This is a genomic window from Roseovarius arcticus (genome assembly GCF_006125015.1).
Classification (GTDB): Bacteria; Pseudomonadota; Alphaproteobacteria; order Rhodobacterales; family Rhodobacteraceae; genus Roseovarius; species Roseovarius arcticus.
Genome location: NZ_SZZN01000001.1, coordinates 1,448,346 through 1,461,473 on the forward strand (window position 1 = coordinate 1,448,346; position 13,128 = coordinate 1,461,473).

General features: G+C 56.6%; 11 protein-coding genes and 1 riboswitch. Of the genes, 7 read left to right on the top strand and 4 right to left on the bottom strand.

The features are described 5' to 3' along the window. Window positions 1-135: 135 nt before the first annotated feature. The 6 genes from MK6180000_RS06815 to MK6180000_RS06840 all read left to right on the top strand — a co-directional run bounded on the left by MK6180000_RS06815 (window position 136) and on the right by MK6180000_RS06840 (window position 6,282). Window positions 136-1,725 (top strand): ABC transporter substrate-binding protein, encoded by a 1,590-nt coding sequence (locus tag MK6180000_RS06815; protein ID WP_138934054.1) that lies wholly within the window; start codon window positions 136-138, stop codon window positions 1,723-1,725. Window positions 1,726-1,791: 66 nt separating this feature from the next. After that, window positions 1,792-2,433, top strand: coding sequence for a M24 family metallopeptidase (locus MK6180000_RS06820; RefSeq protein ID WP_246040451.1), 642 nt, complete (start codon window positions 1,792-1,794; stop codon window positions 2,431-2,433). Further along, window positions 2,427-3,434, top strand: a complete 1,008-nt coding sequence (locus MK6180000_RS06825; protein ID WP_138934055.1) for an ABC transporter permease subunit — start codon at window positions 2,427-2,429, stop codon at window positions 3,432-3,434. Before MK6180000_RS06820 ends, MK6180000_RS06825 begins: the two co-directional genes overlap by 7 nt. A gap of 1 nt (window position 3,435) precedes the next feature. Then, the gene (locus MK6180000_RS06830) at window positions 3,436-4,341 is read left to right on the top strand and encodes an ABC transporter permease subunit (RefSeq protein ID WP_138934056.1); all 906 of its coding nucleotides are present in this window, start codon (window positions 3,436-3,438) and stop codon (window positions 4,339-4,341) included. A 4-nt stretch (window positions 4,342-4,345) separates the two neighbouring features. Continuing rightward, entirely contained in the window at window positions 4,346-5,323 is a 978-nt protein-coding gene (locus MK6180000_RS06835; RefSeq protein WP_138934057.1) for an ABC transporter ATP-binding protein, read from the top strand. Between the two features lie 14 nt (window positions 5,324-5,337). Beyond that, complete coding sequence (locus MK6180000_RS06840) at window positions 5,338-6,282, top strand: ABC transporter ATP-binding protein (RefSeq protein WP_138936380.1); 945 nt, start codon at window positions 5,338-5,340, stop codon at window positions 6,280-6,282. Window positions 6,283-6,512: 230 nt separating this feature from the next. On the opposite strand, the gene MK6180000_RS06845 is transcribed toward MK6180000_RS06840, so the two are convergent. Continuing rightward, on the bottom strand, window positions 6,513-7,043 hold the full coding sequence (locus MK6180000_RS06845) for a cupin domain-containing protein (protein WP_138934058.1): 531 nt from the start codon (window positions 7,041-7,043) through the stop codon (window positions 6,513-6,515). 360 nt (window positions 7,044-7,403) lie between these two features. Here MK6180000_RS06845 and MK6180000_RS06850 point away from each other — a divergent pair, with 360 nt between their 5' ends. Beyond that, window positions 7,404-8,681 carry an MFS transporter gene (locus tag MK6180000_RS06850; protein ID WP_138934059.1) on the top strand — a complete coding sequence of 426 codons (1,278 nt, stop codon included), beginning with the start codon at window positions 7,404-7,406 and terminating at the stop codon, window positions 8,679-8,681. An 831-nt stretch (window positions 8,682-9,512) separates the two neighbouring features. Here MK6180000_RS06850 and MK6180000_RS06860 read toward each other — a convergent pair. The 3 genes from MK6180000_RS06860 to MK6180000_RS06870 form a co-directional block, all read right to left on the bottom strand. Further along, the gene (locus MK6180000_RS06860) at window positions 9,513-9,947 is read right to left on the bottom strand and encodes a 6,7-dimethyl-8-ribityllumazine synthase (RefSeq protein WP_138934060.1); all 435 of its coding nucleotides are present in this window, start codon (window positions 9,945-9,947) and stop codon (window positions 9,513-9,515) included. A 72-nt stretch (window positions 9,948-10,019) separates the two neighbouring features. Next, window positions 10,020-10,165, bottom strand: a riboswitch (FMN riboswitch). Between the two features lie 503 nt (window positions 10,166-10,668). Next, complete coding sequence (locus tag MK6180000_RS06865; RefSeq protein ID WP_212751881.1) at window positions 10,669-11,661, bottom strand: hypothetical protein; 993 nt, start codon at window positions 11,659-11,661, stop codon at window positions 10,669-10,671. 322 nt (window positions 11,662-11,983) lie between these two features. Further along, window positions 11,984-13,045 carry an NAD(P)H-dependent flavin oxidoreductase gene (locus tag MK6180000_RS06870; RefSeq protein ID WP_138934061.1) on the bottom strand — a complete coding sequence of 354 codons (1,062 nt, stop codon included), beginning with the start codon at window positions 13,043-13,045 and terminating at the stop codon, window positions 11,984-11,986. Window positions 13,046-13,128 lie beyond the last annotated feature (83 nt).

Genomic DNA, 13,128 nt, shown 5'->3' on the forward strand with positions numbered 1-13,128 from the left:
GACTGCGCGCACTTCAGATGGATCAAACTGGTCTCAGTTTGCCGCCTGCCGTATTATCTCAAAGTTTGATTGTGCGATCTTGACCATTGGGTCAATGTGGACTCGGACGGATAAACTAATATGGGAGAGAAACGAATGTCCTTGAAACATACCATAGCCACTGGCTTGCTGATGACGACGCTTGGCGTATCGGCATCGGCTCAATCGCTTGTCTATTGTTCCGAAGGGTCACCAGAAGGGTTCGACCCGGCGCTCTATACAGCTGGCACGACGTTTGATGCATCCAGCCACCCGATCTATGATCATCTGACCGAGTTCAAGGTCGGGACCACCGAGGTCCTGCCTGGCCTTGCCGAAAGCTGGGAAGTCAGCGAAGACGGCATGACGGTAACGTTCAAGCTGCGCGAGGGTGTAAAGTTTCATTCCAACAGTGAGTTCACCCCAACGCGCGACTTCAACGCGGACGACGTGATTTTCACGTTTGATCGCCAAGGCAATGCTGAAAATCCCTACAATCAGGTTTCTGGCGGAACGTGGGAATACTATTCAAGTATGTCGATGCCCGATCTTGTCGAAAGCATCGAAAAGGTCGACGATTATACCGTCGTCTTTCATCTGACCCGTCCCGAAGCCCCCTTCCTTGCCAACATGGCGATGGATTTTGCGTCGCTCATGTCGAAGGAATACGCAGACGCGATGATGGAAGCCGGTACACCCGAGATGCTGAACCAGGCCCCGATCGGCACAGGCCCGTTTGCATTCCAAGCCTACCAGAAAGACGCCGTCATCCGCTATCTGCGCAATGACGACTACTGGGGCGACCAAGCCAAGGTCGAAAGTCTGATCTTTGCCATCACGCCGGACGCCTCGGTGCGCTACCAGAAGGTGCAGGCCGGTGAATGCCATGTCATGGCTTATCCGAACCCCGCCGACGTTCAGGCGATGAAGGATGCCGACGACATCGTGGTGATGGAGCAGGAAGGCCTGAATGTCGGTTACCTGGCATACAACACCAAGGTCGCGCCCTTCGATAACGTCAAGGTTCGCAAGGCGCTGAACATGGCGATCGACAAGCAGTCGATCATTGATGTGGTGTTCCAAGGCTCTGGTCAGATTGCCAAGAATCCGATTCCCCCGACAATGTGGTCCTACAACGACGCGGTCGTGGATGATCCCTATGATCCCGAAGCCGCCAAGGCGCTTCTGGCCGAAGAAGGCGTCGAGAACCTGAACATGAGGATCTGGGCGATGCCGGTGCAGCGTCCTTACAACCCCAATGCGCGGCGCATGGCCGAACTGATGCAGGCCGACATGGCCGAAATCGGTGTCACCGTCGAAATCGTGTCATACGAGTGGGGCGAGTATCTGGAACGCTCCAAAGCAGAAGACCGCGATGGTGCCGTCCTGCTGGGCTGGACCGGCGACAACGGAGACCCCGACAACTTCCTGGCAGTTCTGCTGGGCTGTGACGGTGTCGGTGCGGCCAACCGGGCACAGTGGTGCAACGAGGAGTTCGACGCCAAACTGCAGGAAGCCAAAGTGCTGTCGGATCAGTCCGCGCGTGCCAAGCTGTATGAAGAGGCGCAAGTCATCTTCAAGGAGCAGGCACCTTGGGCCACGATCGCGCATTCGGTCGTCTACATGACCATGCGCCCTGAGGTCGAAGGCTATGTCGTCCATCCGCTGGGCGGCCATATCTTCAACCAGGTCGGTCTGAAGCAGTAACCCTCTTGCCTCGGGGGCGGCGCGTTACGTGCCGCCCCCAATTTCCACTTCAAACGGAATAGTCCCTTGCGCAGCACTCTCACCGGCCGCCTTGCGGCGCAGCCCGACCCTGAGATCATGGAGGCGGAGAGCAAGCTTTCCGCGCTGCGGATGAACAAGACGTCTGATAATGTTGCCATTATTGAGCAAACGCTGGTGCGGATCCTGTTTGAAGAAGACGCTGACGATCTGGCTTCTACGCCCATCATGGCGACGGGCGACGTCTTGTCATTAGACTTTGGGGCCCGCAGCAAAGGGATCTGCTCTGACATGACGCGCACAGTGTATCTGGATCAGTTTAGCGACGAAGGACGCGCAGCCTATGACACCGTCCTGCGCGCCAATGTGGCAGGCCTTGCGGTCGCCCGCGCGGGTGTCACCGCGCATGAAATCGACGATGCCGTGATCTCGGTGCTCGATGCGTCACCCTACGCCGACCGCATCCGCACCAAGACTGGCCACGGTCTGGATCGGGAAGGACATGACGCACCCTACATCATGAGAGGCAACGACATGGTATTGCCGACAGGTACGGTCGATACGAACGAGCCCGGGCTCTATGAGCTTTGGAATTTCGGCATAAGAATCGACGATGACGTGCAGATCACAGAAGGCGGATACGATACGCTCACGCATTCTCCCAACGAACTGATGGTACTGGCATGCTGAACTATATCCTCAGTCGTCTGCTGACCTTCATCCCCACCTTCATCGGCGTGACGCTGATCTCGTTCAGCTTCATCCGGGCACTGCCGGGCGATCCGATCGTGGTCATGGCCGGCGAGCGGGGACTGAGCGACGAGCGCTACGCCGAACTCTCTGCCCAGTTCGGCTATGACCGGCCGATTTATGTGCAGTTCTGGGAATATCTGACCGGCGTACTGCAGGGCGATCTTGGCACGTCCTTCGTGACCAAGCGGCCGGTCTGGGACGAATTCTTTGCGCTGTTTCCGGCCACTTTGGAACTGTCCGTTTGCGCCATGATCTTTGCCATTGCACTGGGTCTGCCCGCGGGGGTGATCGCGGCCGTCAACCGGGGCAAATTCTTTGATCGTGCGCTGATGTCCACCGCGCTGGTGGGCTATTCGATGCCGATCTTCTGGTGGGCGCTGCTACTGATCATCGTCTTTTCGGGTAATCTTGGATGGACGCCTGTATCGGGCCGCATCGACCTGATTTATTATTTTCCCGACGCTACGGGTTTCATGCTGATCGACAGTCTGGCCTCCGGGCAGGGTGGCGCCTTTGTGTCGGCCATCCGGCACCTGCTGCTGCCGACGATCGTGCTGGGCACGATCCCGCTGGCAGTGATCGCGCGCCAGACGCGCTCGGCCATGCTGGAGGTGCTGGGCGAGGATTACATCCGCACCGCCCGCGCCAAGGGCATGTCGCCCGGGCGGATCAACGGGGTGCATGCCCTGCGCAACGCCATGATCCCCGTCATCACTGTCATCGGCCTGAGCGTTGGAACGCTGCTGGCGGGGGCAATTCTCACCGAAACCATTTTCAGTTGGCCGGGCATCGGCAAGTGGATGGTCGACAGCATCTTTCGGCGCGACTATCCGGTGGTGCAGGGCGGGCTATTGCTGATCGCCGTGATGGTGATGGTGGTCAATCTAACGGTCGATATGCTGTACGGCGTCATCAACCCCAAGATCAGGAAGCGCTGAGATGGACAACGCCCTATCCGCCGAGGCAGAAATCGTCCCCCATCGTCCGGGCCGGTTGCGTGAGTTCTGGTTCTATTTCCGAGAGAACCGGGGCGCTGTCATCGGGTTGTATATCTTTGCTGTCTTTGTCTTTCTGGCACTTTTCGGGCCATGGGTTGCCCCGCACAGCGCGACAGAGCAGTTCCGCGCCAATGCGTTGGTGCCGCCTGTCTGGCAGGACGGCGGCAGCTGGAAATTCATTCTCGGCACGGACCCGCTGGGCCGCGACATGTTATCCCGGCTGATTATTGGTGCGCGGTTTTCGTTCTTCGTGGGCATCGTAGTGGTTGTCGTCGCCGCGACCGGCGGCATCCTCCTGGGGTTGATCGCCGGTTTTGCGCCTAAATGGCTCGACAGCATCATCATGCGGATCATGGATATCATCCTGGCGTTTCCGTCGCTGCTGCTTGCGCTGGTGCTGGTGGCCATTCTGGGCCCCTCGCTGACGAATGCGATGATCGCAATCGCAATCGTTCTGCAGCCCCACTATGTGCGCCTCACCCGTTCCAGCGTGCTGACCGAAACGCAGAAGGATTACGTGACCTCGGCGCGCGTGGCGGGCGCGGGTTATCTGCGGCTGATGTTCATCACCGTTCTGCCCAACTGCCTTGCCCCGATCATCGTGCAGGCGGCGCTGTCATTCTCGACCGCGATCCTTGATGCGGCGGCTCTGGGGTTCTTGGGCATGGGGGCGCAGCCGCCGACACCGGAATGGGGCACCATGCTGGCCGAGGCGCGCGAATTTATCCTGCGCGCTTGGTGGGTCGTGACCTTTCCCGGCCTCGCCATCCTCGTGACCGTGCTAGCGATCAATCTGATGGGCGACGGACTAAGGGACGCGCTCGATCCGAAACTGAAACGGAGCTAGGCCCATGGCACTGTTACGCATTCGCAATCTTAGCGTCGATTTTGCTACCGCCTCGGGTTCTTTTCTGGCTGTGGATAGCGTGGATCAGGACGTGGACCCGGGCGAAATCCTCGCCATTGTCGGCGAAAGCGGATCGGGCAAGTCAGTGTCAATGCTGGCTGTGATGGGCTTGCTGCCCTGGACCGCGACGATCACCGCGGACGAGATCAACTTTGACGGTCACGATCTGCTGACTATCGAGAATCGCGCCCGGCGCCGGATCGTCGGCAATGATCTTGCCATGATCTTTCAGGAACCGATGTCGTCGCTCAACCCCTGTTTTACCGTGGGCTGGCAGATCAAGGAGGCGTTGCGCTTTCATCTCAAACTGGGCCGCCGCGAACGTCAGGCCCGCGCCGTGGAATTGTTTGAGCAGGTCGGTATCCCCGACGCTGAAAAGCGTCTGTCCGCCTTCCCGCACCAACTGTCAGGCGGCATGAACCAGCGCGTGATGATCGCAATGGCCATCGCCTGCAAACCCAAATTGCTCATCGCAGATGAGCCTACAACCGCGCTGGATGTGACCATTCAGGCGCAGATCCTTGATCTTCTGGCATCGCTGCGGGACGAAACGGGGATGGGGCTGGTGCTGATCACGCATGACATGGGCGTCGTTGCGGAAACCGCAGAAAGGGTCAGCGTGCAATATGCAGGCCAGAAGGTGGAGGAGCAGCCAGTTGCTGATCTTTTCGCCACTCCGCATCATCCCTACACCTCGGCTTTGCTGGGTGCGCTGCCCGAACGGGCGACCGAACGGATGCTACCGACGATTCCCGGAGTGGTGCCGGGGCAGTTCGACCGCCCGCAAGGCTGCTTGTTCTCACCGCGCTGCAAGTTCGCCGATGCCCGATGCAAAAGTACGCCCCCGCCGCCACTTGGAAGTGATCTGGGCTTCGCGCGGTGCTTTTATCCGCTTAACACAGATGAAAGGATTGCCTCGTGACCGACGCTCCGGTGATGCAAGCCACCAATCTGCAGCGACACTATGAAGTCAGAGCCGGCTTTCTGCGTAAGCCGCGCGTGCTGAAGGCCGTGGCCGGATTTGATTTCGAGGTGCGGCCGGGCAAGACGCTCGCTGTCGTTGGCGAGTCGGGCTGCGGCAAGTCCACGCTCGCACGCATGGTTGCCATGATCGAAGAACCGACAGACGGCACCCTGACGTTGAATGGCAAACCTGTCCAGCGTGAGGATTGGGCCGACCTGCGCAAGTCGGTGCAGATCGTGTTCCAAGACCCTTACGGATCGCTCAACCCGCGTCAGCGGATCGGCACCATCCTGATGGAGCCGCTGGTGATCAACGGCAACCTTTCGCGGCCCGAGCGCGAGACAAAGGCGCGCGACATGCTCAAGCTTGTCGGCCTGCGTCCGGAGCATTTCGACCGATATCCGCATATGTTCTCGGGCGGCCAGCGCCAGCGCATCGCCATCGCGCGTGCGCTGATGCTGGATCCCAAGGTATTGGTATTGGACGAGCCTGTCTCGGCACTGGATCTGTCGATCCAGAGCGCGATCCTGAACCTGTTGCTGGGCCTGCAGGAGCGGCTTCAGTTGGCGTATTTGTTCATCAGCCATGATCTGAGCGTCGTGCGCCATGTCGCTGACGAAGTCATCGTGATGTATCTGGGGCGCGCCGTCGAAAAGGGCCCAAAGGAAGCGCTGTTTTCGGCGCCGCAGCATCCCTACACCGTGGCGCTTTTGTCAGCGACACCGCAGGCCGACCCCACTAGCGTCAAGAAACGGATCAAGCTCGAGGGCGAGCTGCCGTCGCCACTTGCGGTCCCGGATGGCTGCGCCTTTGCGCCGCGCTGCTGGAAAGCGCAGGATCGATGCCGCAAGGAGACGCCGAAGCTTGGTAATCGGCCTCATACGGCAGCCTGCTTCTTCCCGGAGAACAAGGTCTGAAACAGCGTCTCATATCCGGCGCAGGGTTGGGCAAACCATTTCGAAAAAGCCTCGGCGGGTGAGCAGGTGAGTTTTCCACAAAATCGGCGGGAAGCTGCGATTCGCCGCGCTTTGAATAGAGGTCTGCAACGCGGACTTTGCAGCCGTTAACCGGCGAACCGTGAATGTCGGTTTAGATCACCGCATCCCGTCAATTTTATTTAGCCGGAAGTTCTCGTAGCGGCATAGTGCTATTTCTTTCCGACGTTCTTTGGTTCGGTGATCGCATCATGATCGACTACGCTCCATGGCAGTCCCGCATTTCGGTAGATGCGCATTTTCTTGTGAGGATAATCGCCTACGTCGTGAGCGAGACGTTCACCAACAACAATGCAGCGTAGAGGGCGACTACCGGTGTTGCGAATTGTGTGAGCCAATCCGCCTTTTCGGTATCCGATAAAGTCGCCCGGACCAATGGTGTGCTCCTTCTCACCAATCAGAGCAGTCGCCTCGCCGTCAAGAACATAGACGCATTCGTCTTCATGGTGATGTAGGTGATACTCAGTCGTTTCATGGCCAGGTTCGACCTCGATGATATGAAAGCCAAAGCCAGTCAAACCCACCAAATCACCCAACGACTTGTTGGTACGTTTGGCGTTTGAATTCAAAAAATGGGCCTTGGAAAGTCCCTCCATAGCATCGATCTTGGCTGCACTTAAAAGGTAGACTTCATCACAATCACTTCCATTGCACTCCACTCCAGTTCCTTTCGCGGATTTCATTGATCGGTCATTGTGACAATCTCATAGCAATATTTTTAGGGCACACAACATAGCAGCCCTTTGTCCTCGACGCAGCATTGGGTAAAGAGGGCTCAAACTTGTTCTTCGTTGCGTAGAGCACCAAGGTCCGGTTTGGGCCGGTTGCGACGGTCGGCAGTCAAGGCGAATTCCCGACGTTAGCTGCGATCTGTCCCGAAGCTCGCTCTGCGGAGTTAATTGCTACAGGTTTCCACTTCGACAAGGTTTTCTTTAATGCTCCCCTTCCGCAGAGCGTAAACAAAAACGACATTGAGTCGCAATTGGCAAAGCACGTCGAACCTAGCTGTTCATGTTCACATCAAGCTAGATTGAGCTTTTCAAATGCACGAACGCCGAATTCCTGAGTGGCTGCGCCATGCCCCGACACCAAGTGTGCGCGGATTTGCAATTTTGGCTGGAACAGAGGCTATTGCACGGGGCATTCTCATTTCGGTTTTCCCGATCCTGATGTACGGCACGATCCGGGATGCCGCTGCCATTTCCAAAATCTACTTTATTATTGGATTGCTATCATTGCTCGTGGGGTTGTTGATTCCCTACGTGATACGCTTTGTCCCGAGACGGTGGGTCTATGGTGTCGGGTCATTGATGTTCTCCGTGGGTGCAATGCTGGCGACCCTTGAGACTCCAAACGCTGTGATCATTGGCCTGGCGCTTACAACAATTGCGACTGTCACGATGTTTGTCTGTTTCAACGCCTATGTTCTGGATTATGTGGCTAAAATCGAGCTAGGGCAGCTTGAGACTTCGCGCCTGTTCTACAGCGCATTGGGGTGGACCATTGGCCCTGCGTTGGGGGTGTATCTTTACAGCTGGTGGTCTCTTGCGCCCTTCGTGATCGCGGCTGTGGCGGCTAGCATGACGCTACTGACGTTTCTTGCCATGCGCCTTGGAAACGGAAAGTTGATTATCAAAAGTCAGCGGGCTCCGGCGAACCCCTTCGCGTTCTGTCATCGCTTCTTTGCGCAACCACGATTGATCACGGGTTGGCTTTTTGCGGTTGTCCGATCTTGCGGATGGTGGGTCTATGTCGTGTACCTACCTATTTTCGCTGTGCAAAACGGTTTGGGCGAGCAGTTGGGCGGGATTGCACTTTCCATATCAAATGGGGCCCTTTTCCTCACCCCCTTGATGCTACGGTTTATGCAGCGCAAATCCGTACGGACAACAGTCAGAATCGGGTTTTTGATGTCTGGGATTTTATTCATGATGGCTAGTCTGCCATTTGGCATCCCGCTTGTGGCGGTCATCTGCCTGATGTTGGGGTCGTTTTTTCTAATCCTTCTGGATGTCTCCGCTGGCCTGCCATTCTTGCTTGCCGTCAAACCGTCCGAGCGCACCGAGATGTCGGCGATCTATTCCAGCTTTCGCGATGTCTCGGGCATTGTTACCCCCGGTGCTGCTTGGCTGGTACTGTTGGCGGCACCAATCTCGGGGATATTTGTTGCAGGGGGCGTCGCGCTGATTGGCGCATGGATCTTGGCAAACAAATTGCACCCAAGGCTCGGATACGCGCGTATTTCCGTCGAAGGGGCTTCAGGTTTTCAGGCTTTACCTGAGGGCTTCGATGCGTTGCCACGTGAGGTAGCTTTAGAATAAGCTCGAATTTCACGAAGCCGACGTTCGCCGCTTTGCAGCAATCCGCCACAATGGGATCAGAGCCGACATGCGGCGGCGCGATGCAACTATTGTCCCCATGGACGACGCCGATGACCCCGAAACTGAATGCAGAGAGCCCAAAGGCGCCGCTGGCTGATGCCACTGATGCCGTGCCGCAGCGTTACAAGACCAGCAATCCGTAGATTGCGCAGCATACTGGTTAGGCGATGGTCCGGTGTGCAGGACAAAGCGACCATTACCTGGCGTTGAAGAAACTCAAAAATACTGCGGGTCTGATCCAGTAATTTCCAACGACAAAGAAAGAAAAATGTATGGTTCCGAAGCATTTCTCATCGCTCGTTCCAGAACTGTCATGTTCAGACTTTCAGGCCAGTTTGAAATTCTACACGGAGATGCTCGGTTTCGAGATTATGCACGGGTGTCCAGAAAACGGATTCGCGTATCTTGGGCTTGGTAGGGCGGCTCTACAAACATGTGGCAGGCCATGGCGTCACAGTTTCCGCTGACTTAGAAATATCATGGTATCGAATTAATGACGCAGAACGTGGTCAGAGTGAATTCTTGATTCAGTACCCTGATGGATACCTCCTGAGGTTCAGTGAGCATGACGGTGACAGACCCGTTACGTAGGGCTCAAACTTATCCTTCGCTGCATAGCGCACCAATGTTCGGTTTGGGCCGGTTGCGTCGATCAAATGGCCAAGATAATCAGGATGCTTGCGTCGCTGCATGTCCGCACTGAGCCCTTGTTGACTTCGTCCGAGACCAGTGCTGGGCAACGAACGGCATCGAAATGCCGCTCGTTGTTGGTTATGCAGCGAGACTTTTACGCGTTCTTGTCAGCAGGAGGGCGGCGTCCGCAGCCTCTCGTCCCTTAAGAACAAATTGCTCTCGATAGATTGTGTTGTGATGGTCGGTTTCTTGGTATTGATGCGGTGTGAGCGAGATCGATAGAATCGGCACGTCGGTTTCAAGCCCAACTTGCATTAGTCCATTGACCACGGCTTGCGCTACAAAGTCATGCCGATAGATGCCGCCGTCCACTACGAAGGCAGCGGCAGCGACTGCGGCATATTTTCCGGATCTTGCAAGGTCACGCGCTAACAGCGGCAGTTCAAAAGCGCCCGGAACATCGAAGACATCTATTTGATCTTCCGGTATTATTTGTCGAAAGCCTGTCAAAGCTTGGCTTACAATATCTGAATGCCAGTTGGCTTTAATAAAGGCGTATCGGGTGGGTGTCATATTGATCTCCTTTCATGGCGACACGTCACCCAAGGCGATCACATGCGTGACGAACCACGATGTGGTTCGGCTGCACATTCTCTTTCATCCGGACTATGACCGTCGGCTCAGGATTTGGACCTGATCTGCTTGACCCTTCCCAAGAGAAGGCGCTCGCGGGCTCACAGTTCGCACTGCCTACCGCCGGTGGGGAATTTCGCCCCGCCCTGAGAACAAAATCACTATTGCTCAAATGTTTGTCGGATTGCAATAGATGTGGCCGGGAGCTGATCGAGCAGTATTTTGTTACGGTGCGTCAAGATCTCGTGTTGCGCATCACTGGCTAGAAAGCACTTGTGCACGTGAAATGGGCGCTATGCTCCCTGGGTACAGTTCAAGGTGTCGCAACTGGACCTCGACTTTCATAAATGCGGGATGTGGAAGCTGATGAGGTTTCATCAGATAACTGGCCATTCTGATTGGCCGATGCATTTACGCGTCCTTTAATCGCAAGGCCTGTAGCGGATTGTTGCTCCCGCCTTACGCTGTGATGAAAGGTTACGCCCCATCTTCGTTGCGCGAGTAAGGTGTCCTGGCGATTTCCCTGCAGCACAGCCCAGATGGTTCGCATGCCGGACTTCGCTTTGGAAAAGCGAAAAGTCTCTCCTTGATCTGGACTTACACCACTACGTCCATCCGCTGTATGAACCCAATGATATCAAACTCTCGGTTCGGCACGCTGTCATTCAATGTTTGAATGCGCTTCAGGCGGCGGGCGCATTGGCATCGGTGAGGCGCCTATGCGGCGCCGGGTCGAACGCAGTGTTTGGGTCGCCCAGAAACTCACAGCAAGCTTTTCTCGGGCTCGGAAACCCGCCTCGCGATTATGGCAATTCACGATGGCGAGCCGAAAACCTCCCGGCGGCATCGCATGCCACGACGCCGGGCGATCCTCGTCAAAAGTGATCTGCACACTGGTAATTCCCGGCTCCGACGTAATCTCGTCGATCAAATCTTGCGGTGGGTGCCTGTATTGCAGGCCGTGACCACCAAAAAGCACGACACTATAACCATCGCGGCGGTTGAAATCGGTAAAGTTCCACTGTCCATACGCATATAATGCGACCAAAGCAGCGACCCAGTCACGTCCTCCGTAAAGATCGGGCCACTGGTCAGCGAACCTCAAATGCACTTCGATGATTTTGGCGTCGATAGTCTCAATATTCAACATTCCAGTGTAATCTGGCAGATGCGTCGCAATCCAATTACCCCCATAGGCCTCAATGTCGGGGCGTTGCTCGGCCAGCACCAACCAATGATCGAACATCCCGTCTTTAATCGGTTCACCGACAGTATGGCGCCACCATCTGGCGCGCCCTGCAACAACCGCCACGTCTGTGGATACATGTTCGCCGGTGAACATGGGCATCCAGACATGGCCGGGACGCTGTGCAGATTTATACTCCCGCAGTGTGCGTAGTGGGCGGCTGCCGGTTCCCATGCCCCGCAGATTAAAAATCGGCTTGGAAAAGACTGGAAAAGACGGCGGTTCAATTCCGTGCGGACCGCAAGCAAAGCCTTGTGTCTCAGCGATCCTTAGCTTGTTATAAACCCATCTATGCTGCGGAAACCACTGCCATGCGTCTCCATCCTCGGTGGGTATGAACACGTTTTCCGGGCATGGCAGCCCCTCAAAATATTGCAGACGCCAAGGATCAGCTTCACAAATCGGCATATTTCAACATGCATGAGTTTGGGAAATAGCAAACTCAACCTTTCCGGCTGATCAACGGCCGACCAAGAGTATCGGTTCCAGCTTGCGATTATGCCGCGAGTGGCCTCTCGTTCAGGAGCGTTCTCGGTATTGATCGGTGCGGAGCGGGGGCAGGATGCAAAGAGTGGCAGCATGCAGGCTTTTAACAATACATCTTTGCTTAGTTCGGCTCCGGAGGCGGTGTGCCAAATAGTTTAACAGATCGGTCCGAAGCCTTGAAAGAGAATAACGCAACGTGACGGTGAGACGGTGAGACGATGGATCAAGACTTTAAATATCCCCGTCAGCCCTGCAGAAGTTTCCGTGCATCGCTCCATAGTTCCGCAACCAATTTTGCCGCAGACTCAGCACGAGCCAGTTTTGCCGACTGCCCGGCCCATGCCTGCATCGTGTCGATTCCAGCGCCACTCGCTCGCATCGGCGCCGTAATATTTCGCTGAATGGGATACGGTGCGGGTATCGGTTCGTGTTCTGCCGCGTCGGTATAGGCCGTGCGAATACTTCGACCTAACCGCCCGGAAAATGCCCGGGTCGCTACAGTTCCTTCGGGCAACGCGTCTCTGATGGCATCGGCCCAGACTGGTGTGATGCCTGCCTCTGGGGTGCGCAGAAGGCCAGTGCCGATCTGGACAGCCGAAGCGCCCAGCATCACTGCTGCCGCGATCCCGCGGGCATCGGCGATTCCGCCCGTCGCCACCACAGGCAGACGCACGGCGTCGACCACGGCAGGAAGCAGCGCAAACAATCCCACAAGAGAACGGGCGGCGTCGTCGGCCTTGAACGATCCGCGATGCCCGCCGGCCTCCATGCCTTGGGCGACGATCACATCCGCACCCGCCGCCTCGGCCATCAACGCCTCGGTGACAGTCGTGACGGTCGCAAACCACTTGACCCCGCGGTTTTTCATCTGCGCTACAAACGGCTCAGGGAAGACACCCATGATGGACGAAATGACGTGCGGCCCCGCTGCCAGCATAACGGCACATTGTGCCTCGAAATCTGGCATCAAGCCTTCGGCATCCTCGGCCGAAACCTTCGGACCCCATTGGCCAAGAAACGCGCGGACCTTTTTTTCGTGTACGGGATCGCGAAGGGGGTCAGGGTCCGGTATCCACAAGTTGAGCTGAAACGCGCCACTCGATCCGGCCTGCATTTCCCGCGCCCATTCCGCTATTTCATCGGGTTGCATCAAGAGGCAACCGCAGGCGCCCATTCCGCCGCCATTTGCGACCGCAATCGCGAGGGGTGCCGGGCATGCCCCCGCCATCGGAGCCATCAGGACCGGAACCTGCAAGTTATATGAATTACAAAAGCTGTCAGTTCGGCTCAGGGGAGTGGAGGACACGGGCCTCTCCTATGGCGAGGTAAGTTCATGCACCTAAATATCGCTTCACCATTCACCCGGGTCCGACGAAGGTCAAGACTGAC